Source organism: Curtobacterium sp. MCSS17_011 (assembly GCF_003224275.1).
Classification (GTDB): domain Bacteria; phylum Actinomycetota; class Actinomycetes; order Actinomycetales; family Microbacteriaceae; genus Curtobacterium.
In genome coordinates this window covers 219,422-240,676 of record NZ_QKLE01000004.1, presented here as the reverse complement: position 1 = coordinate 240,676, position 21,255 = coordinate 219,422, and the positions used below count along the sequence as shown (strand labels likewise).

At 70.6% G+C, this 21,255-nt stretch carries 18 protein-coding genes, 1 tRNA gene and 1 pseudogene; 8 read left to right on the top strand and 12 right to left on the bottom strand.

The annotated features are described in order from the left end of the window. The first annotated feature begins 76 nt into the window (after nt 1-76). Nucleotides 77-1,216 (top strand): LacI family DNA-binding transcriptional regulator, encoded by a 1,140-nt coding sequence (locus DEJ17_RS05005; RefSeq protein ID WP_258366662.1) that lies wholly within the window; start codon nt 77-79, stop codon nt 1,214-1,216. After that, nucleotides 1,156-1,791 (top strand): annotated as a pseudogene (locus tag DEJ17_RS05000) (MFS transporter); the annotation flags it as partial. The gene DEJ17_RS05005 and the pseudogene DEJ17_RS05000, both read left to right, overlap by 61 nt. Nucleotides 1,792-1,882: 91 nt before the next feature. Here the strand turns inward: DEJ17_RS05000 and DEJ17_RS04995 are convergent. The 4 genes from DEJ17_RS04995 to DEJ17_RS04980 all read right to left on the bottom strand — a co-directional run bounded on the left by DEJ17_RS04995 (nt 1,883) and on the right by DEJ17_RS04980 (nt 6,311). Continuing rightward, a tRNA-Ser gene (locus DEJ17_RS04995) sits at nt 1,883-1,972 on the bottom strand. A gap of 522 nt (nt 1,973-2,494) precedes the next feature. Further along, entirely contained in the window at nt 2,495-3,826 is a 1,332-nt protein-coding gene (locus DEJ17_RS04990) for an LCP family protein (RefSeq protein ID WP_110892371.1), read from the bottom strand. Nucleotides 3,827-4,004: 178 nt separating this feature from the next. Further along, complete coding sequence (locus tag DEJ17_RS04985; protein ID WP_110892339.1) at nt 4,005-4,685, bottom strand: GntR family transcriptional regulator; 681 nt, start codon at nt 4,683-4,685, stop codon at nt 4,005-4,007. A gap of 171 nt (nt 4,686-4,856) precedes the next feature. Then, nucleotides 4,857-6,311: an MFS transporter gene (locus tag DEJ17_RS04980; protein WP_375342555.1), complete on the bottom strand. Its 1,455-nt coding sequence runs from the start codon at nt 6,309-6,311 to the stop codon at nt 4,857-4,859. Between the two features lie 210 nt (nt 6,312-6,521). Between DEJ17_RS04980 and DEJ17_RS04975 the strand changes: the two genes are divergently transcribed. Continuing rightward, nucleotides 6,522-7,907, top strand: coding sequence for an AAA family ATPase (locus tag DEJ17_RS04975; protein WP_110892338.1), 1,386 nt, complete (start codon nt 6,522-6,524; stop codon nt 7,905-7,907). Next, the gene (locus DEJ17_RS04970) at nt 7,900-9,918 is read left to right on the top strand and encodes a VWA domain-containing protein (RefSeq protein WP_110892337.1); all 2,019 of its coding nucleotides are present in this window, start codon (nt 7,900-7,902) and stop codon (nt 9,916-9,918) included. Before DEJ17_RS04975 ends, DEJ17_RS04970 begins: the two co-directional genes overlap by 8 nt. A gap of 71 nt (nt 9,919-9,989) precedes the next feature. On the opposite strand, the gene DEJ17_RS04965 is transcribed toward DEJ17_RS04970, so the two are convergent. Genes DEJ17_RS04965 through DEJ17_RS04955 form a run of 3 tightly spaced genes read right to left on the bottom strand, consistent with a single transcriptional unit; the run spans nt 9,990 to nt 12,061 of the window. Then, nucleotides 9,990-10,748: an SCO1664 family protein gene (locus DEJ17_RS04965; protein ID WP_110892336.1), complete on the bottom strand. Its 759-nt coding sequence runs from the start codon at nt 10,746-10,748 to the stop codon at nt 9,990-9,992. Next, nucleotides 10,745-11,272: a DUF3090 domain-containing protein gene (locus tag DEJ17_RS04960; protein WP_110892335.1), complete on the bottom strand. Its 528-nt coding sequence runs from the start codon at nt 11,270-11,272 to the stop codon at nt 10,745-10,747. Before DEJ17_RS04960 ends, DEJ17_RS04965 begins: the two co-directional genes overlap by 4 nt. 33 nt (nt 11,273-11,305) lie before the next feature. Further along, entirely contained in the window at nt 11,306-12,061 is a 756-nt protein-coding gene (locus DEJ17_RS04955; RefSeq protein WP_110892334.1) for an MSMEG_4193 family putative phosphomutase, read from the bottom strand. Between the two features lie 69 nt (nt 12,062-12,130). On the opposite strand from DEJ17_RS04955, the gene DEJ17_RS04950 reads away from it, so the two are divergent. From DEJ17_RS04950 to DEJ17_RS04940, 3 genes are all read left to right on the top strand, one after another. Next, nucleotides 12,131-13,348 (top strand): MFS transporter, encoded by a 1,218-nt coding sequence (locus DEJ17_RS04950; protein WP_110892333.1) that lies wholly within the window; start codon nt 12,131-12,133, stop codon nt 13,346-13,348. Between the two features lie 10 nt (nt 13,349-13,358). Continuing rightward, on the top strand, nt 13,359-14,513 hold the full coding sequence (locus DEJ17_RS04945) for an AI-2E family transporter (protein ID WP_110892332.1): 1,155 nt from the start codon (nt 13,359-13,361) through the stop codon (nt 14,511-14,513). Between the two features lie 76 nt (nt 14,514-14,589). Further along, nucleotides 14,590-15,018, top strand: a complete 429-nt coding sequence (locus DEJ17_RS04940) for a BLUF domain-containing protein (RefSeq protein ID WP_110862434.1) — start codon at nt 14,590-14,592, stop codon at nt 15,016-15,018. Nucleotides 15,019-15,063: 45 nt separating this feature from the next. Here DEJ17_RS04940 and DEJ17_RS04935 read toward each other — a convergent pair whose 3' ends face one another. The 5 genes from DEJ17_RS04935 to DEJ17_RS04915 all read right to left on the bottom strand — a co-directional run bounded on the left by DEJ17_RS04935 (nt 15,064) and on the right by DEJ17_RS04915 (nt 19,706). After that, nucleotides 15,064-15,672, bottom strand: a complete 609-nt coding sequence (locus tag DEJ17_RS04935; protein ID WP_181421049.1) for a ScbR family autoregulator-binding transcription factor — start codon at nt 15,670-15,672, stop codon at nt 15,064-15,066. Nucleotides 15,673-15,803: 131 nt separating this feature from the next. Then, the gene (locus DEJ17_RS04930) at nt 15,804-16,274 is read right to left on the bottom strand and encodes a BLUF domain-containing protein (RefSeq protein WP_110892330.1); all 471 of its coding nucleotides are present in this window, start codon (nt 16,272-16,274) and stop codon (nt 15,804-15,806) included. Nucleotides 16,275-16,378: 104 nt separating this feature from the next. Then, complete coding sequence (locus tag DEJ17_RS04925; protein ID WP_220033609.1) at nt 16,379-17,752, bottom strand: sugar ABC transporter substrate-binding protein; 1,374 nt, start codon at nt 17,750-17,752, stop codon at nt 16,379-16,381. Nucleotides 17,753-17,778: 26 nt separating this feature from the next. Continuing rightward, nucleotides 17,779-18,720, bottom strand: a complete 942-nt coding sequence (locus DEJ17_RS04920; protein WP_181421048.1) for a carbohydrate ABC transporter permease — start codon at nt 18,718-18,720, stop codon at nt 17,779-17,781. A gap of 11 nt (nt 18,721-18,731) precedes the next feature. Continuing rightward, nucleotides 18,732-19,706 carry a carbohydrate ABC transporter permease gene (locus tag DEJ17_RS04915; protein WP_258366661.1) on the bottom strand — a complete coding sequence of 325 codons (975 nt, stop codon included), beginning with the start codon at nt 19,704-19,706 and terminating at the stop codon, nt 18,732-18,734. Between the two features lie 201 nt (nt 19,707-19,907). Here DEJ17_RS04915 and DEJ17_RS04910 point away from each other — a divergent pair, with 201 nt between their 5' ends. Further along, nucleotides 19,908-21,188 (top strand): Gfo/Idh/MocA family protein, encoded by a 1,281-nt coding sequence (locus DEJ17_RS04910; protein ID WP_375342554.1) that lies wholly within the window; start codon nt 19,908-19,910, stop codon nt 21,186-21,188. The last annotated feature ends 67 nt before the right edge of the window (nt 21,189-21,255 follow it).

Here is a 21,255-nt window from a genome sequence, read left to right as displayed (position 1 = left end):
ACGTTCCAGAACGTGTCGGTAGACTGTAGCCGCACCAGCCCATGTCCTGTCAAGCACCGTGCCGGAAAGGCTCAGCGTGACCCCTCGACCGCCGACGATCATCGACGTCGCCGCACGCGCAGGCGTCTCGAAGTCCCTGGTGTCGATGGTGCTGCGCGACGACCCCGGCGTCTCCCCCGCTCGCCGCTCCGCGGTGCTCGCCGCCGTCGCGGAGCTCGGCTACCGCCCGAACCGCGCCGCCGCCATCCTCGCCGGCACCCGGACCCGCACCATCGGGGTCATCGTCGACGACTTCCGGAACCCCTGGTACGTGCCGATGCTCGACGGCATCCGCGAGGCCCTCGCCCCGCACGGACTCCGCCTCACCCTCGCCGACACCCGGGCCAACGCCCACCTCGACTCCTCGCCCTTCGACGACCTGGTCTCCCTGCGGGTCGACGGCGTGGTGCTCGCCGCCGAGGGCTTCCCCGACGTCGTCGTCCCCGCCGACACCCCGGTCGTGGTCGCCGGTGCGCGCGAGGACGTACCCGGCGGACTCGACGTAGTCGCCTCCGACGAAGCCGCCGGCGGACGCCTGGCAGCGGATCACCTGATCGGCCTGGGTCACCGCCGCATCGCCCACGTCACCGGCTCGGGAGGCCCGGCTGCGCTCCGCCGCGACGCCACCGTCGCGGAGCTGGTCGCGTCCGGTATCGAGCCACTGGTCTACGGCTCCGGCCCGACCTCGGAGACGACCGGCTACGAGGGCATGCGGCTGGCACTCCGGGAGCACTCCGACCTGACGGCGGTGTTCGCCGCGAACGACGTCATGGCGATGGGCGCGATCGCCGCTGCGCAGGAAGCCGGACTCCGCGTGCCGCAGGACGTCTCGGTGATCGGCAACGACGAGACCCCGCTCGCCGCGTCACCCCTGCTGCGCCTGACGACGGTCGACCCGCACAACGACGAGGTCGGGCGCCTGGCGGCCGCGCGGTTGGTCGAGCGGATCGGCGCCGCTGCGGGGACCCCGGCGGATCCCATCAGGACACTCGTGCCGCCGACGCTCGTCGTGCGGTCGACGACGGGGCCGCCGCGTGCCGGAGTGGTGACCGCCCCCGGGGCCGGTACCGGCGGGGCGGAGGTGCGCCGGGCCTCCAGGCAGGGTGCGACGTCCCGTCCCTCGCCCGCGAACTCGGCGCCTTCCGGTCCGGGCAGGTCTGGCTGTCGCTCGGCATGACCGTGCTCGGCTACGGCGGGATGTTCCGCGCCTTCACCTACATCGCGTACACGCTGAGCTCGGTGTCCGGGTTCCCGTCGTCGGCGGTGCCGTGGCTGCTCATCGTGTTCGGCATCGGGCTGTTCGTCGGCAACTTCGCCGGCGGCAAGCTCGCGGCGCGCTCGATCGACCGCACGTTGCTCGTGGTCCTCGTCGTGCTGACCGTGGTGCTCGCGGTCTTCGCCCTCGTCGCGACCTCGCCGGTGCTCACCGTGATCGCCCTCGTGCTGATGGGGGCGTTCGGGTTCGCGACCGTCCCGGCCCTGCAGACGAGGGTGATGCAGTACGCGGACCACGCGCCGACCCTGGCGAGCGGGGCGAACATCGCAGCGTTCAACCTCGGCAACGCGCTCGGGGCCTGGATCGGCGGCCTGACCATCGCGGCCGGGCTCGGGTACACGTCGCCGATCTGGGCGGGGTCGGGGATCACCCTGGCGGCCGTGGTGCTGACGCTCGTGGCGATGGGCGCGGTGCGTCGGGGTCGGAGTCGCGCAGCGGCGCGGACCACGACGACGGGGAGCATCGCGACCATCTGACGCACTTCCGGTCCGAGAACGACGAAACCCCGGTCCGATCGGACCGGGGTTTCGTGCTGCACTTCGTCGGTACTGCAGTTCGTCGGTACTGCGGAGACGGAGGGATTTGAACCCTCGGTCCCCTCAAAGGGGACTCCACCTTAGCAGGGTGGTGCACTCGGCCGGACTATGCGACGTCTCCAAGCACTCTCGCGAGCGCTGCGATCACCATACAGGAGGACCGCGCCACTCTCGACCCGACGCACACCCGCGCGTGGCACGACCCATCATGCTCGGTCCCCCGAAGTGGGGACACGTGGGGGTTGTCGGGTCGTACCCCACTGCATACCATCATCGGGACGCGGCAATCACGTTCCGGGGCTCGCCCCGTCGTCGCGACACAGCACCCGACGTCGTTCCCCGTGCGGGCCCGGCGCGCCCGATCGCGTGGCGCCCGGCGGGGAGCGACTTGCCCTGGGGGCGCGGCCCACCACCGCGCCCCCGTTTCTGCGTTCGGGGCGGGTGGACTGCTGACGTCCCGGCGCACGTACGCACGGCACGGCAACGGTCGGGCCCACGAAAGCGACAGTGCGCCGCGGAGCTCGGCCGTCACTGGCGCCAGGGGCGACAGAGTGCCGCGGATGTTCGGCGGCAGTCTGTCGCTTTCGCGAAAGGCGGCGAGGGGCCAGGCGCAGCCGACCGCGCCCGCGCCAGCGCCCGCGCGTCAGTACCCGAACGCCTTGGAGCAGGTCTGCTGGTCGGCGGACTGGCCCTCGAGGCCGTCGATGGTCTCGGGCGTCGCCGAGGGGGTGCGCGGTGCAGCGGACGACGGCGCTGCCGGCGCCGCGGGGGTCGCGGGCTCCGGCGCAGCCGCCGGCGACGACGGTGCAGCGGTCGGCTCCGTCGGGTTCGGCTGCGTCGGGTTCGGCTGCGTCGGGTTCGTCTCCGACCCGATGCCCGTGCTGTCCGCCCCGAGGGAGAACGACTGGTCGGCCTTGATCTTCGCGAACAGCCGGTCGGCCAGGTACGTCGTCGGCTCGACCTTGCCCTCGTAGACGCCGGTGCCGCCCGTGGTGCCCGGGTACTGCACGAAGTTCACCTGCGCCAGCGGCAGGTCCCGCAGCGCCAGGCCCATCTGCACCATCGTCCCGATGTCGTTCAGGCTCTGGGACAGCTGCATGTTCGAGGCCGCAGCCCGGGCCAGCTTGTACAGGCGGGTCGGCGAACCGAGGGTGTCGTTCGACTTCACCGTGCGGAGCAGCGACGACAGGAACACCTGCTGGCTCGAGATCCGACCGAGGTCCGACCCGTCGCCGACCCCGTGCCGGGTGCGCAGGAACGCCAGGGCTTCGTCACCCTGCAGGGTCGAGGTGCCGGCGGGCAGGTTCAGCCCGGTGTACGAGTCGGTGATGGGCTGGGCGACACAGACGGGCACGCCACCGATCGCGTTCGACATCTCGATGACGCCCTTGAAGGACACCGCGGCCGAGTACTGGATGTCGAGTCCGGTGAGCCCGGCGACCGTCTGCGTGACGCAGTTCAGGCCGCCCTCGCCGAACGAGGTGTTGATCGGCTGCGCCGCCATCGCCGGGGCCGTGCCCGTGCCGTCGGTCTTCTTGCAGGCCGGGATCGGCGTGACGAGGTCGCGCGGGATGCTCACCGCGGTGGCGTTGGTGTGGTCGGCCGAGACGTGCAGCAGGATGTTGACGTCGTTGAGGGTCGCATCGCGCTCGCCGAACGCGGCACTCTGCTCGGGGTCGTTGTCGGTGCCGACGACGAGCATGTTGAACCCGCCCTTGAAGGCGCTGATCGGCTTGGCGCCGCCCTTCGCCTGCGGTGCGGGCTGGCCCTGGATCTCGACGCCGTCACCGAGGTCGTCCGTGACCTGCTTCGCCGCGATCGCCGTGACGGAGACCGAGCTCACTAGGGCCACTGCGACGACGGCGGAGACCGTCTTGGCAGCGGTCGCGAAGGGGCTCGAGCGCCGCAGACGTCCGTGCCGTGCGATCCCGGGCGCTCGGTTCAAGCGGTGGGATCGATCGCGGACGTCGTTCACGGGCACTCCTGTCGTCGGTGGACACGCCGGGGACGGCAACCGGTCAAGGCTGCCACGACGTTGCCTGACGATCCAGTGCGAGGGACACCGGTACCGCCCGCTGCGCGGGCTCGGGACGGGTGGATCTCCCCCGGTCGGCGGCGACCTGAGCGGATCCGCAGCCGCAAACGCGGCCGCGTCAGGCCGGCACGACCACCCGGAAGCGGTCCGGCAGCGCGATCAGGGCGGACGACAGGTCGAGGAGCGCCGCGGCACAGTCGTCGAGCGCATCACGCGCGGCGGCGTCCACGGCCCGCTCGACGATCTCGACGCGTCGCCGCCGGTCGACCACCGCGTCGATCCCGTTCGCCAGGGCGACGTCGTCGGTGAAGAACATGTCGAGCACGATGCGCTGCGACAGGAGCCAGTCTGCGCTGACCGACGACCCGCGCCGCCGCAGGTACCAGGCCCCGAGTTCGACGAAGGCTCCGGCTTCTGTCCAGCACTCGCGCAGCCACGCCTTGTCGAACCGGTCGTGGGGCGTGACGGAGTTCGACGGCGGGTCGACGAGCAGGGCCTGGGCGATCCGCAGTCGCTCGATCATCTGGTCGACCGACCACTGCGAGATCACGACGCCGACGTACCGCTGCACGCTGGCCAGCTGCAGGGATTCGAGGGTCACGAGGGCTTCGCGCACCGGCGTGCGCGACACCCGCATGTCCGATGCCAGGGTGTCGAGCCGCAGCCGCTGCCCACGGCGGTACTCCCCGCGCAGGACGTTGTCGAGCAGTCGCAGGAACACCGCATCGCGCAGCAGACTGCGGCGCAGGCCATGAGGATCGAGGCTGCCGGCTCCGGCTCGCATGGGGGTGTGCTCCATCACCCCAGGCTCACGCACGGGCGACGCCCCCGAAGGGGGGGGCGGTCGCTGCCGTGGATCGTGGTCGCCGGTGTCGCGCTGTGGAGGAGTGCCATGCAGGCACAGTGACAGCGCTGCGACGGCGGCGCTAAACACTCTGAATACAGAATGTCAGGCGCGCCGCCGCCGTGCTCAGTTCCGGTCGGACTTCGCGTCCCCGGTGAGCACCGAGAGCGGTTGGGTGACGTCCTCCAGCCCCTTCCGCGCGGCGTCGACCCCGAACACCAGCGCCACCACGCCACCCCCGATCATCACCGCGGACCCGAGCAAGTAGCCCCAGAACAGCGGCTCCCGCGACGACCCGTCCCCGATGAAGGCGCCGTAGATCGCGGGCGCAACCGCACCGAAGATCTGCGCCAGGGCGAAGAAGTACGAGATGGCCTGTGACCGCAGCTCGAGCGGGAAGATCTCGCTGACCGTCAGGTAGGCGCTCGACGCCCCGGCCGAGGCGAAGAAGAACGAGACGCACCAGAACGCGACCTGCACCGTCGCCGAGATCGCGTCGGCACGGAACAGGAACGCCGACGTGGCGAGCACGAGGCCCGACACCAGGTACGTCAGGAAGATCATCTGGCGACGACCCCAGGTGTCGAAGAAGCGTCCCAGGATGATCGGGCCGAGCAGGTTGCCGATCGCGAACGGGAAGAAGTAGACCGCCGTCTCCGCCGTCTTCAGGCCGAAGAAGTTCGTGAGCACCAGGGCGTAGGTGAAGAAGATCGCGTTGTACAGGAACGCCTGCGTGATCATCATCGTCGCGCCGACGAGCGTGCGGGTCGGGTACTGCTTCAGCAGGACGCGCGCGATGGCCAGGAACCCGACACGGTCGGTCGGCGTGACCGTCATCGCCTTCGACTGGTCGACCTCGGGCAGGGGCTTGCCGGTCGCCTTCTCCACCGACGCCTCGATGCGGCCGACCGTGGCCTCGGCCTCCTCCTCGCGCCCGTGCGTCATCAGCCACCGCGGACTCTCCGGGATGTGCCGTCGCAGGAAGATGATCGCGATGCCGAGCACCGGGCCGAGGAAGAACCCGATGCGCCAGCCGATGTTCTCGGCGAAGTAGGACGTGTCGAGCAGGTAGATGTTCGCGAACGCGCCGAGTGCGGCACCACCCCAGTACGTGCCGTTGATGGCGATGTCGACGTGGCCGCGGTACTTCGCCGGGATGAGTTCGTCGATCGCGGAGTTGATCGCCGCGTACTCACCGCCGATGCCCAGGCCCGCGACGAACCGGAAGGCCGCCAGGAACCAGAAGTCCTGCGCGAGGCCCGCGATGCCCGAACCGATCAGGTAGATCGCCAGGGTCAGGATGAACAGCTTGCGGCGGCCCAGCCGGTCGGACATGCGCCCGAACACCAGGGCACCGACCACCTGGCCGACCAGGTAGATCGTGCCGAGGGACGTCACCTGCTGTGTGGACAGGTTCAGGTCCGCCTGGAAGCCCGCGTTCGACACGATCTGGATCTCGAGACCGTCGAGGATCCAGGACACGCCGAGTCCGACGACGACGCTCCAGTGGAACCGGGTCCACGGCAAGCGGTCCATCCTGGCGGGCACCAGGCTCTTGATGGTTGCGTTCGCGCTGCTCACGAAATGGGACCGTACGCCGAGATCGCCGATGTGGTTCAGATGCGGAACGAGCAACCGGGGGCGGAGCCGAATCCCCCTACTTCGAATCCGGCTCCGTCGCCGGGATCTCAATGATCGCAAGTGCGATGGAAACCCACAAGCGGACGGACGGGAGGCCCGTGACGGGCCCCGCCACGGGCCTCCCGTCCGACAAGGCGTAACGTCCAGAACGTGACCCGACCTGACATCCGCACGGTCGGCGAGCTCCGCACCTCTGGTCACGTCCAGAAGACGGTCCGCGCCGAGATCCGCGACAACCTGCTCACCGCCCTGCGCCAGGGCACCGATCCGTGGCCGGCCCTGCACGGCTTCGAGACCACCGTCATCCCCCAGCTCGAACGCGCCCTGATCGCCGGCCACGACGTCGTCCTGCTCGGCGAGCGCGGCCAGGGCAAGACCCGGCTGCTCCGCACCCTGCAGGGCCTGCTCGACGAGTGGACGCCGGTCATCACCGGCTCCGAGCTCGGCGAGCACCCGTACGAACCGATCACCACCGCGAGCATCCGGCGTGCGGACGACCTCGGCGACGCCCTGCCGATCACCTGGCGGCACCGCGACGACCGCTACGTCGAGAAGCTCGCGACGCCGGACACGAGCGTGGCCGACCTGATCGGCGACGTCGACCCGATGAAGGTCGCCGAAGGACGCAGCCTGGGCGACCCGGAGACCATCCACTTCGGACTCGTCCCCCGTGGGCACCGTGGCATCGTCGCGATCAACGAGCTGCCCGACCTGGCCGAACGCATCCAGGTCGCGATGCTCAACGTGATGGAGGAGCGCGACGTCCAGATCCGCGGCTACGTGCTGCGGCTGCCGCTCGACGTGCTCGTCGTGGCGAGTGCGAACCCCGAGGACTACACGAACCGCGGCCGGATCATCACGCCGCTGAAGGACCGCTTCGGCGCCGAGATCCGCACGCACTACCCGATCGAGCTCGACGACGAGATCGCCGTCATCCGACAAGAGGCGCAGCTGACGGCCGAGGTGCCCGATGCCCTGATCGAGATCCTCGCCCGCTTCACCCGAGCACTACGTGGCTCGAGTGCGGTCGACCAGCGGAGCGGCGTGAGCGCCCGGTTCGCGATCGCCGGTGCCGAGACGGTGTCCGCCGCAGCGGTGCACCGTGCGGCGCGCCAGGGCGAGGACGAGGCGGTCGCCCGGCCGATCGACCTCGAGACCGCGGTGGACGTCCTCGGCGGCAAGATCGAGTTCGAGAACGGCGAGGAGGACCGGGCCGACGAGGTCCTCGAACACCTGCTCCGCACCGCGACCGCCGAGACCGTGCGCTCCCGCTACAAGGGCCTCGACTTCGCGGTGCTCGTGGACGCGCTCGACGGCGGCACGATGGTGACCACGGGCGAGCAGGTCAGCGCCCGTGCGTTCCTGGAAGGCCTGCCGTCGATCGGCGAATCCGACCTGTACGACCAGGTGTGCGACCGGATGGGTGCCACGAACGACGGCGAGCGGGCCGGCGCGATCGAGCTCGCCCTCGAGGGGCTGTTCCTGGCCCGGCGCATCAGCAAGGAGTCCGGCGGGGGCGAAGCCGTCTATGGCTAGGCAGAACCGGCGCCTGACGCGCGACACCCGCTACGGCCGCTACACCGACGGCCCGGACCCGCTCGCGGCCCCGGTCGACCTCGCCGAGGCGCTCGACGCCATCGGGCAGGACGTCATGGGCGGCACCTCGCCCGAGCGCGCGATGCGGGAGTTCCTGCGCCGAGGCGGCCGGACGCAGCGCGGCCTCGACGACCTGGCCCGCCGGGTGGCCGAACGTCGCCGCGAGCTGACCAGCAGGAACAACCTCGACGGCACCCTGCAGCAGGTGCGCGAGCTCCTCGACCAGGCGCTGCTCGCCGAACGAGGCGAACTCGCCCGCAACGTCGACCTCGACGACGGCGACCGTGCCCTGGCCGAACTGCAGCTCGACAGCCTGTCGCCCTCCCCCGCGGCCGCAGTGCAGGAACTCGGCGACTACGACTGGACGAGCCCGACCGCGCGCCAGAAGTACGACGAGATCAAGGACCTGCTCGGCCGCGAGGTGCTGGACCAGCGCTTCGCCGGCATGAAGCAGGCGCTCGAGGGTGCCACCGACCAGGACCGTGCTGCGGTCAGCGCGATGATGCAGGACCTCAACCAGCTGCTCGAGGACCACCGCGCCGGTACCGACTCACAGGAGCAGTTCGACGAGTTCATGGCGAAGCACGGCGAGCACTTCCCGTCGGACCCTGCGAACGTCGACGAGCTGCTCGACGACCTGGCAGCCCGCGCTGCGGCGGCGCAGCGCATGCGGAACTCGATGACCCAGGAGCAGCGGGACGAACTCGACGCCCTCGCCCAGCAGGCCTTCGGCTCCCCCGACCTGATGGGGCAGCTGTCCCAGCTCGACGGCAACCTGCGCGCACTGCGGCCCGGCGAGGACTGGGGCGGCTCGGAGCGCATGGACGGCGAACAGGGACTCGGGCTCGGCGACGGCACCGGGGTGTTCCAGGACATCGCGGACCTCGACGCCCTCGCCGACCAGCTCGCCCAGTCCGGGCCGGGGTCGGAGCTCGACGACCTGGACCTCGACGCGCTGTCCCGACAGCTCGGCGACGAGGCCGCGGTCGACGCGAAGACCCTGCAACGGCTCGAACAGGCGCTCCGGAACTCCGGCGCGATGCGGCGCGGTGCCGACGGGCAGCTCCGGCTCACCCCGAAGGCGATGCGGCAGCTCGGCAAGAGCCTGCTCAAGGACGTCGCCCAGCGGATGTCCGGTCGCCAGGGCGCGCGGGACCTCCGTCGCTCGGGCGCCGCGGGCGAGCCCTCGGGGGCGTCACGGCAGTGGGCGTTCGGTGACACCGAGCCCTGGGACATCCCCCGGACGATCACGAACGCCGTGGTGCGGACGGCGGCCAGCGGGCGGCAGGGAGCCGGTGTGCGCCTGAGCATCGAGGACGTCGAGGTGCAGGAGACCGAGGCCCGTACCCAGGCCTGCGTCGCGCTGCTCGTCGACACGTCGTTCTCGATGGCGATGGAGGACCGCTGGGTGCCGATGAAGCGCACCGCCCTGGCGCTGCACACCCTGGTGTCGACCCGGTTCCGCGGCGACGACCTGCAGCTCATCGCCTTCGGTCGCGAGGCCGAGGTGATGGACGTCGAACAGCTCGTCGGTCTCGACGCGATGTGGGACAAGGGCACGAACCTGCACCACGCCCTGCTACTCGCCAACCGGCACTTCCGGAAGCACCCCACGGCCCAACCGGTGCTCCTCATCGTCACCGACGGCGAGCCGACGTCGCACCTCGAGCCGAACGGGCAGGTCTGGTTCGACTACCCGCCCGACCCGGTGACGATCGCGCTGACGGTGCGTGAACTCGAGAACGCCGGACGCCTCGGCGCCCAGACGACGTTCTTCCGGCTCGGTGAGGACCCGGGGCTCGCCCGGTTCATCGACGCGATGGCGAAGCGGGTGGACGGCAGCGTCGTGGCACCGGAGAACGACGACCTCGGGGTCGCCGTGGTCGGCTCGTACCTCGGCTCGCGTCGCGGGGCGGGCGGTGCGCTCTTCCGCAACGACTGGGGGCTCTGAAGCCCACACGAGACGTAACGGGAGGCCCGTGGCGAGACCGCCACGGGCCTCCAGTCCGATGTCGGGTGCGTCTAGAACAGTGGCCAGGGCACGGCGGGGCCGTGACCGGGCGGCGGCGGGAAGATCCCGACGGCACGCAGGGCCGCGCAGCGCGCCCGGAACGTGTCGATCTCCTCGTCCGTCAGGTGCTCGGCGAGTTCGTCGCCGAGGTCACCGCGCAGGGCGTCGGACACCCGGTCGAGTCCCTCGAGCTCGTCCGGCCCGAGCGGCTCCCCGATCCAGCCCCACAGGACCGTCCGGAGCTTGTGCTCGACGTGGAAGGTGAGCCCGTGGTCCACGCCGAAGCGGTGGCCGTCGGGCATCGCGAGCACGTGCCCGCCCTTGCGGTCGGCGTTGTTCACGACGACGTCGAAGACGGCCATCCGGCGCAGGGCCTCGGAGTCCTCGTGCACGAGCGTCACGGGCTGGTCGTGTTCGTCGATCGCCTCGAGCACGGGCAGCCAGGGCGAACCGTCCGCCTCGGCGAGCTCCGGCGCCACCAGGTCGACGGCGTCCTGCTCGGGGTCGACGTCCTGCCAGCGCTGCACCATGCCGGGCCCGAACGGACCGTCACCCATCCACGTGGGCGGGACGACGTCCCAGCCGAACGCCTCGGAGACCAGGTGCGCGGCGACCTCGCGGCCGGCGAGCGTGCCGTCCGGGAAGTCCCACAGCGGGCGCTCGCCCTCGATGGGCTTGTAGACGACGGTGGCGCCGTCGAGTTCGGCGAGGAAGGTGGCGTTGGACGCCTCACGGATGCGCGCCCGGACGGAGAGCGAGCCGTCGCTCATGCGTCGCCGGGCGGACGACCGGCGGCGACGACCTCGCGCGTGCGTTCGACGAAGGCCCGAGCGGTGCCGACCGGGATCTTCACCTGGAACAGCTCGGCGGGCTCGGGGATCTCGACGACCGCCTCGATCTCGATGCCGTCCTCGCTCTCCTCGGACACGATCTCGACCTCGTCGTCGATCGGGTACGCCTCGATGACGACCTGCGCGGTGGCCGGGTCGAAGCCCAGGCTCAGGGCTCCGGCGCGGAACTCGGCCTCGACGGGCTGGTCGAGCGGCTCCGGGTCGCGGAGTTCGACCGGCACCGAGGGCGGCACGCTGAAGCGGTTGTCGTCGACGGTCGCGACCTCGTCGAGGAGCTCGTCGATCTTGTCGGCGAGCACGGCGGTCTGCTCCTTCTCGAGCGCGACGCTGGTGACGCGACGACCGGAGCGGGCCTGGATGTAGAAGGCGCGCTCACCCGGACGGCCGATGGTGCCGACGACGAGGCGGTCCGGCCAGTCGAAGCCGTGGACGATGGTGGGCATACCCGCATTGTAGGAGCGCTCGGCTCCGCCCGTTCAGGGTCGGGCAGGACCCGCGGGCGCGTCGGGCGCCGGACGCCCGGTGCCGGTGTGCGCATCGGGTTCCGGATGGCCCGCGCCGCCGCCGACCGCGGCATCCCCGCCGGGTGCCGGGGCGGTGCGCAGCCAGGACAGGTCACCGGACTCGGTGTTCGTCGCGACGACCTCGGGGCGGTGCTCGCCGTAGCGCACGACGGACACCGAGGCCGGGCCGACGCCGATGCGCTGGAACAGGTCCAGGTGCATGCCGAACGCGTCGGCGAGGACGCTCTTGATGATGTCGCCGTGGCTCACCGCAACCCAGACGGCGCCGGGTCCGTGCTCCGCCTCGACCTCGGCGTCGATGCGCCGGACGGCTGCGACCGCTCGGGACTGCATCGTCTGCATGGACTCGCCGCCGGGGAACACGACGGCGCTCGGGTTCGCCTGCACCGTGCGCCAGAGGGGCTCCTTCGCCAGGTCGGCGAGCTTCCGGCCCTGCCACTGCCCGTAGTCGGCCTCGGTGATGGCCCGCTCGATCAGCGAGGTGGGTGCACCGGTCTGCCGATCCAGGATCGCGTGGGCGGTCTGCCGGCAGCGCTCGAGCGGACTCGACACCACGGCGACGACGGGCACCGCGGCGATGCGCTCCGCGGTCCGCTCGGCCTGGGTGCGGCCGACGGCGTCGAGTCGCACGCCGGCGGTGCGTCCGGCGAGGACGCCCGTGGCGTTCGCGGTGGTGCGTCCGTGACGGACGAGGAGGACGGTCGCCATGCGCCCGATCCTAGGCGCGTGACGCGGTCGCCCTTGACGAGGTGCCCCGGGGACCGATCAGATGGGGGCATGGCCGGGCGGCATCGACTCGCACTCTTCGCCACGTCGACGGTGACCGGGTTCGGGATCGCAACGTGGATCACCCGCACGCCCGCCATCCGCGACGAACTCGGGGCGTCGATCGAGGCGATGGGCCTCGTCCTGCTCGGGCTGTCGATCGGTTCGATGATCGGGATCCTCGGCGCCGGGGCCCTGGTGCGACGAACCGGCAACCGCCCGCTCATCCTGCTCGGGGGCGCACTGCCCGTCGTCGGCATGGTGCTCGTCGCGCTGCTCGCCCCGGCCCAGGTCGCCGCCGGGGTCTGGGCCGGGCTGTTCCTGATCGGCTTCGGGGCGGGCGTCGCCGAGATCGGGCTGAACGTCGAGGCCGCCGCGGTCGAACGGCAGATCGGACGACCGGTCGTGCCGGTGCTGCACGCCTGCTTCAGCCTCGGCAGCGTGGTCGGTGGGGTCGTCGGCATCGCCATGACGGCGGCGGGGACCCCGGTCCGGGTGCACCTGCTCGTCGGTGCCGCGGTGATGGCCGCGCTGGCGGGGTTCGCGGCGCTGAACCTGCGGCCGGTGCCCCGGGACACACCCACCGATGCGCCCGCCGATGCCCCCGGCACCCGTCGGGGAGCCCGCCGCTCCGTCCTCACCGTCCAGCTCGCGCTCATCGCCGTGATCACCCTCGCGATGGCCTTCGCCGAGGGCGCCGCGAGCGACTGGCTCCCCCTGCTGATGACCACCGACCACGACGCCCCCGAGTCCGTCGGGTCCGTCGTCTTCACCGGGTTCGCCCTCGCGATGCTCATCGGCCGCGCGGCCGGCACCCCGCTCGTCGCCCGGTTCGGTCGCGCCCCGGTCGTCCGGGTCTGTGCAGCCGTCGGTGCGGTGGGGGTGCTGCTCGTCGTGCTGTCACCGAATCCGGTCGTCACCGCGGCGGCGGCCGGCCTCTGGGGTCTCGGCATCGCCCTCGGGTTCCCCCTGTCGATCTCCGCCGCGGGCGACCACCCCACCGACGGCGACCGCCGGGTGTCGGTGGTGGCCACCGCCGGGTACATCGCGTTCCTGGTGGGGCCGCCACTGCTCGGGTTCGTCGGGGAGCACCTCGGCCTGCAGACGGCGATGCTCGTGCCCCTCGCCCTGCTGGTCGCGGCGTTCGTGGTCGCCCCGGCGACGCGGGGAAAGGACACCGGGCGGACGATCGAGCCGGCGGAACCGGCGCGTCGGCCGTCCGGTCGGTAGCGTCTCGGGCATGCCGTTCTTCCGCGACGCTCCGCGCCCGATCACCCCAGCCGCTCCGTCCAGGGTCCAGGCCGCGTGGTCCGACTCCGCCGGGCACCTCGCGACCCGCTGCCTGCAGCTCATCATCGTCGTGGTGGTCGTCGCCGGCATCGTCTGGGCGAGCAACATCCTCAGCGTCGTCACGATCCCCGTGCTCCTCGCGCTCATCATCGCGTCGGCCATGCACCCCGTCGTGTCGTGGCTCCGCAAGCACCGGGTGCCGTCGGTGCTGGCCACCCTCGCGGTGCTCATCGGCGTCCTCGCGGTCCTGGGCCTGATCGGCTGGCTCATCGTCGTCGCGGTCGAGAACCAGTGGGCACAGCTGCAGAAGTCCGCCGTCGACGGGTTCCAGCAGCTGCAGACGTTCGCGAAGAACCTGCCGTTCTCGATCTCCGACAAGCAGATCGACGACGCCGTCGCCGGCGCCTCCGACTTCGTCACGAGCGCGCAGTTCGGCTCCGGTGCCCTCGCCGGTGCCTCGGCCACCGCGAACTTCCTGACCGGGCTCGTCCTGATGATCGTCGTGCTGTTCTTCTTCCTGAAGGACGGCCCGAGCATCTGGGAGTTCCTGCTCCGCCCCTTCACCGGTGAGCGCTACGCCCGTGCACGCCGCGTCGGCGACCGGGTCGTCTCGACCCTCGGCGGGTACGTCCGCGGCACCGCCACCGTCGCTGCGGTCGACGCGATCGGCATCGGTGTCGGCATCGCGATCGTCGGCGTCCCCCTCGCCCTGCCGCTGGCCGTCATCGTGTTCATCACGGCGTTCATCCCGATCGTCGGTGCCACCGCGGCCGGCATCCTCGCCGCCCTCGTCGCGCTCGTGGCCCTCGGCCCGGTGCAGGCCCTCTTCGTGATCGGCATCGTGATCGTCGTCAACCAGCTCGAGGGCAACTTCCTGCAACCGGTCCTGATGGGTCGCACGCTCAAGCTGCACGGCCTCGTCATCCTGATCGGTCTGACCGCGGGCACCGTCCTGGCCGGCATCACGGGCGCGATCATCTCGGTGCCGCTGCTCGCCGCCGCCTGGGGCGCGATCCTGGTCTGGGACGGTCCGAACACCCCGGCCCGCCCGTGGCGGAAGAAGCGCAACGAGGACGTCACCGCGCACGAGCTGCCGCAGGGCTGATCCGCAGCGCCGATCCGGAGGGCGCGTTGCGGACATCCACTTCGCGCAGCGGCCTTCCACCCAGCAGGATGGAGGAGTGCTCGTCTCCATCGTCTACATGAGCCGTGCCGTCGTCCCCTTCGACGACCAGGCCATGGCGGTGCTGCTCGCGGAGTCCCGGCTGCGCAACGAAGCGCTCGGGGTCTCCGGGCTCCTGCTCGCCAAGGGCGGCCGCTTCATGCAGCTGCTTGAGGGCCCGGCCTGGAGCGTGCAGGACCGGTACGACGTGATCGCGAAGGACCGACGTCACGGCGAGGTCAAGTCGCTCGTGCGCGAGGACATCGAGCGCCGGCGCTTCGACGGCTGGTCGATGGCGTACCGGGCGCTGGACGACGACGACGTCCGCTCGGAGGACGGCTTCAGCCCGTTCCTGTCCGGCACCATGGACTTCCCGCGCTCGTTCGACCGGACCAGTGCGGCCTGGCTGCTGAAGTGGTTCCGGGACCGCGAGCTGCACGACCGCTGACCCTCCGGCGCACGCACCGCACGCACGCGCGCACCGCGCGATCGGTCAGTCCGTGCCGAACGCGTCCTCGACGACCGCGAGCAGCCGGTCGCGGTGCTTCGGGGCCGCCGTCGCCGCGATCACCACGCGCCACATCGTCGCCACCGCCGGCATCAGGTCGGTGCGCCGCGTCCGGACGTCGGACACGAGCTGCACGCCCGTGAAGTAGGGCACCACCGTCGACCCGAGCTGCTCAGCGGTCAGGTCCGTCCGGAGTTCCCCGCTCGCGACCGCCAACCGGAACACGTCGACGATCCCGCCGATCCACTGCTCGTAGAAGCTCAGCGTGGCGGTCTGGAACTCGCCGCGCTCCAGCGACAGCCGGATCCCCGCCCGCACGATCGGATCGGTCCGGAGCAAATCGGCGATGCCGTGCGACGCCCCGATCAGCGCGGCGACCGGCGAGCTGTCGGTGTGGCTGACGACGTCGAAGGTGCGGGCGTTCTGCTCGCCGATGACGCCGAGCGCCAGGGCGAGCTTCGTCGGGAAGTGGAAGTGCAGCGTGCCCTGCGAGACACCCGCCGTGCGGGCGATGCCCGCGATCGTCGCGCCGGCGAAGCCGACGCGGTCGAACTCCTCCGCCCCGGCCACCAGGATCTGCTCACGTCGTTCCACGGGACCAGTCTCACAGTCTGGAGGGACGGTGCCAGCTGGCACCGTCCCTCTCCCCACCGGCACGGCCGGTCCGCCGCTGGCGCGTCGGCCCGGAACCGGCGGCGTGGGCCCAGTCCGAGGGGTGGTGCGTCTCAGGCCGCGTGCCGGCCGAGCGTGATGCGCTCCTCGGGCAGGTCCCGCAGGTCGCGCCCGCGGAACCAGCGGAGCAGCCAGTCGGCGGGCGTACCCGCCACCTCGGCCGGAAGGCCACTGCGGTCGGAGAGGAAGGGGCTGAAGCCGGGCTCGTCACGGAGCTCGTCACCCGTCGGGCTGCCGAACGCCATCGCCCAGCCGTCGAACCGACGCGTGCTGATGGACTCACGCGACAGCGACTTCACGCCGGTGTGCCGCGGGTCGCGCTCGATCGCGGCGAAGCGGTCCTCGACGCTCCAGACCGGACCCTCGAGCACCTGCATGAAGCGGCCGCCCTTGGCGAGCAGGAGCCCGGAGACGCCGAGCGCGTGGTTGCGGAGCCGCGCCTCACGCAGCATGGCGACCAGCTGGTCGTCGGTCAGGTCGTCGACGGCGACCGACATGTAGACGAGGGAAGTGAGGGAAGTCATCCCCTGCAGTCTGGATCGTGGTCGGTGGCACGGTCAACGCGTCGTCCGCACACCGCACCGGACGGTGCGGCATGCGGACGACGGGCGGACCAGCAGGGCGTCGATCAGGTGAGGGCGAGCAGGGTGTTGACCTGCTCGTTGACCCCGGTCAGCGTCGCAATCGGCTTGCCGTTCGCGTAGAGGTCGTCGAACGCGGGCTGCAGCAGGGCCTGCACGTCGGCGGGGTTCTTCGTGACCGGGAACAGGAACGTGGTGTCCTCCTCGACCTGCCGCGTGAACGCCGACACGTCGAGGCCGCGCTTCCGGAACGACGCGACCGCGGCCTCGGTGCCGGCGGGTCGGGCGGGGAACACGATCCCGCTCTCGCCGACGATCCGTTGCGCCTCGTCACTGCCGAGGAACGCGACCCACTTCGCCGCGGCCTCGGGGTCCTTCGCCTGCTTCGTGATCGAGTCGCCGAGCCCGTTGAACATCGACGCCCGGTGGCCGGACGGGCCGATCGGGGTCGGGGCGACCGCGACGTCGAGGTCCTCCATGCCGAGGTAGGAGCCGATCATCCACGAGCCGTTGAACGACAGCGCGCACTTGCCGGCGCCGAGCTGCACCTCGGGGCCGGTCGTGGTGGAGAACACCCCGTACTTCGCCATGTAGCCCTTCTCGGCCAGCCGGTAGTACCAGGCGAGGGTGTCCTGCACGACCCGCTCGTCGTAGCGGAACCTGTCACCCCAGGGGTTCTCGTTCGTGTAGAACCAGTCGACCGACCCGGTGAACGGTGACCACTGGGTCTGGCCGAAGCCGTCACCGCCCGATCCGTTCGACGAGATGCCGTAGACGGCGACGTCGTCCTTGTCGAAGCCGTCCTCGTCGCCGCGTCGGCCCTTCGAGTCCACCGTCAGCCGCGCGAGCATCCGCTCGAACGTGCCGCCGTCGTCCGGGTTCCACTCGAGCGACCCGAGCTCCTCGGCGGAGACCCCGGCCTTCGCCATCGCCTTCCTGTCGTAGAACATCGCGACGGTGTCCCAGTCCTTCGGGGAGCCGTAGCGGTGGCCGTCCTGGCCCTTCCACAGTTCGGCGAGCCCGGACTGGTAGTCGTCGTCGCGGATGCCCTTCGTCGCGTCCAGCTCGTCGAGCCCGTAGAGCACGTCGAGGTCGGCGTACTGCGGGAACTTCGTCAGGTGGTCGGTGAAGACGTCGGGCGCGGTGCCGGCGATGAAGCCCGCGGTGAGCTTGGTCCAGTAGTCGTTCCACCCGAGCTGGGTGATCTTCACGGTGATGTCCGGGTTCGCGCGGTGGAACGCGTCGGCGACGGCCTGGTACGCGGGCTGCTGGTTGGCGTCCCAGAGCCAGTAGCTCACGGTGCGCGCACCCGACCGCTTCGTCGTGCGGCGGCCGGGCGACGAGCAGGCGGCGAGCGCACCGAGGGCCAGGGCGGAGGCGCCGCCGGCGAAGAGCGTGCGGCGGGTCAGTTGGTTCGTCATGGTGTTCGTCCTGTCCGACAGCCGGGTCACTTGATCCCGGAGAAGCCGATGGAGTTGACGATCCGCTTGGCGAAGACGCCGAACAGCAGGATCATCGGGAGCGCCGCCACCAGGGTTGCGGCCATGAGCCCGGCCCAGTCGGTGCCGGACTGCGGGGTCTGCGACTTGAAGACGCCGAGCGCGACGGTCAGCACCCGTGAGCTGTCGGTGTACGACACCATGAGCGGCCAGAAGTAGTCGTTCCAGCTCGTGATGTACGTCAGCACGGCGAGGGTGGCGATCGGGGCGGCCGCCATCGGGATGACGAGCCGGAAGAACACGCGGACCTTGCCGGCGCCGTCGATGAGCGCCGCCTCTTCGACCTCCTTCGAGATGCCGAGGAAGAACTGCCGCAGGAAGAACACCGCGAACGGGGTCATGAACATCGTCGGCAGGGCGATGCCGAGCAGGTTGTCGACGAGCCCGAGCTGCTTGATGAGCGTGAAGTTCGGCAGCAGCGTGAAGATCGCGGGGACCATCAGCCCGGCCAGGAACACCCCGAACACCCTGTCGCGACCGGGCCAGCGCAGCCGGGCGAAGGCGTAGGCGGCCGCTGCCGAGAAGAACACCTGGCCGACGGTGACGAGCGTCGACACCAGGATCGAGTTGAGCAGGTACCGCCAGAAGTTCAGTGCGGCGCCGGAGCCGCCCTGCGCCAACGCCGCTTCGGTGGACTGCAGGCCGAAGACCCGCTCGAACCCGCCCAGGCTGAACCCGACGGGCAGCAGCGAGGTGGGGTCGGAGTTGATCGCGGTGTTCGACGACAGCGCGGTGCGCAGGATCCAGTAGAACGGGAACAGGGTGACGACGATGACGAGGATCATCGCGACCCAGGCGAGCACGCGGCCGAGCGACGGGCGACGACGGTGGCCGGCCCCCATCCGCGGCGGGCGGGACGTGGTGACGGAACGGGTGAGTGTCGTGGTCATGGCGCTTCCGTTCAGTCCAGGTCGGACTCACCCGAGCGGGTGAGGCGGTACTGGATGATCGTGATGATGCTGAGGACGATGAGGAGCGCGACCGAGACCGCGGACGCGTAGCCGAACTGGAACCGGCCGAACGCAAGGTTGTAGATGTAGTTCTGCACGACGTTCGTGGCGTTCGCGGGGCCGCCCTGCGTGGTGACGGCGACGGTGTCGAACACCTGGAACGACCCGATCACGGTGATGATGAGCACCAGGGACAGGATCGGGCGGAGCAGCGGCACCGTGATGCGCCAGAACATCTTCCACTCGCTCGCACCGTCGATGCGTCCGGCCTCGTACACGGTCTCGGGCAGCGACTGCAGGCCGGCGAAGATGAGCAGCGCCGTGTAGCCGACGTGCCGCCAGACGTTGATGAGCGCGATCGAGGGGATGCCCCAGACGTCGCTCTGCAGGAACGGGATGCGGTCGAGCCCGAGTGCGGCGAGCATCTCGTTGCCGATGCCGAGCTGGGTGTCGAGGATCCAGAGCCAGACGAGGGCGGCGACGACGTTCGACACCAGGTACGGCGCGAGCACGATGCCGCGCACGAAGGTCGACTTGGTCAGGCGGTGCATCATCACGGCGATGAACAGCGCGACGACGGTCTGGATGACGATGTTGATGAGCACGTACTCGACGGTCACCACCATCGAGTGCCAGAAGATCGAGTCCTGCACCAGTCGGGCGTAGTTCTGCAGGCCGGTGAACTCGGGCTCGGTGAGCAGGTTGTACGAGGTGAAGCTCAGGGAGATGCCCCGCACGGTCGGCCAGGCGAGGAACACCGCGAACCCGACGGCTGCCGGTGCGATGAAGACGAGCGCGAGCCACAGGTCGTTCCTGGGGCGGCGCCGTGGTGCGGTGGTGCGGGCACGGGCGAGGTCGGCGGATCGACTCCTCCGTCTCGTGCTGGCGGTCGTCAAGGGTGACGACACAGGGCTCTCGGTTGCCATCGCGACTCCTTCGTCTGCGGTGGACTGACGTGCAGCAGTCCGTGAGCCGGGAATCTACACGTGGGGACCACTGCTGGCAAGAGGCTCTTTCCGGGCCATGGACGGGAGTTGTCACGTGTAGACACCGTGTGTCAGGATGGCGCTCGATCGCATCGGAGCGACCCGCTCGGCGACGCATCCCACACCCTGGAAAGGTCACTGATGATCTCTGTCGGAATGGTCGGCGCGGGCCAGTTCGCCCCCCAGTTCGCCAAGCTGTTCAAGCTCCACCCCGACGTCGACCGGGTCTACGTCACGGACCTCGTCGGCGAGCGCGCGTCCGAACTCGTCGAGACGCAGCACCTCGACGGCACGTTCCCGGACTTCGACGCCGTCCTCGCCTCGGACGTGGACGCCGTCGCGATCTTCACGCAGCGCTGGACCCACGGGCCGCTCGTGGTCAAGGCCCTGCGCGCCGGCAAGCACGTGTACTCCGCCGTGCCGATGGCGATCTCCGTCGACGAGATCCGCGAGATCATCCAGGCGGTCCGCGAGACCGGCCTGACCTACATGATGGGCGAGACGAGCTACTACAACCCCGCGACGGTGTTCGCCCGCAAGCAGGTCGCCGCCGGTGCCTTCGGCCGGGTGTTCTACGCCGAGGGCGACTACGTGCACGACATGGACCTCGGCTTCTACGCCGCGTACCAGTACAGCGGCGGCGACGAGTGGAAGCGCACCGCCAGCTACCCGCCCATGCTCTACCCGACGCACTCGGTCGGTGGGGTCCTCGGCGCGATCCCCGGGCACGCGGTCAGCGTCAGCTGCATCGGCGTGAAGGACGACCGCGGTGACGGCGTCTTCGACAAGGACGTCAGCCAGTTCGACAACGACTTCTCGAACGCCACCGCCCTGTTCGAGCTCGACAACGGCGGGGTCATGCGCATCAACGAGATGCGTCGCGTCGGCTACCCGTCGCACATCCGCGAATCACGGTTCCGCTACTTCGGCACCGAGGCCAGCTTCGAGCAGCTCGCGAAGACCAGTGTCTGGCAGGACAAGGAGGACTCGTACGACATCAGCGACAAGATCGACACCCAGGCGACGATGTCCCTCGACGACCCGCGCCTGGCCGACGTCGACCCATCCCTGCGCGACGCATTCGTCTCCGGCTACGCCGAGGTGCACGACACCGACCGTCTGCCCGCCGAGTACGACGGCGTGCCGACCGGACACGAGGGCAGCCACCAGTTCCTCGCCGACGACTTCGTCCGCGCCGTCGTCGACCGGACCCTGCCGCCGGTGAACGCCTGGACCGCCGCACGCTTCACCCTGCCGGGCATCATCGCCCACCAGTCCGCGCTGCAGGGCGGTGCCCGCCTCGAGGTGCCGGACTTCGGTGACGCCCCGGAGACGGCGAGCACTGTCACGACGAGCACTGCGACGACGAGTGCACCGACGTCGGCCGGAGCCGCACCGTCGGCTACGATCGCGTCCGAGTAACACGTGTCGTTCGGGTGCCGGTCCGCCGTGGGCCGGCACCCGAACGAACCTCCCGGACCCGACGAAG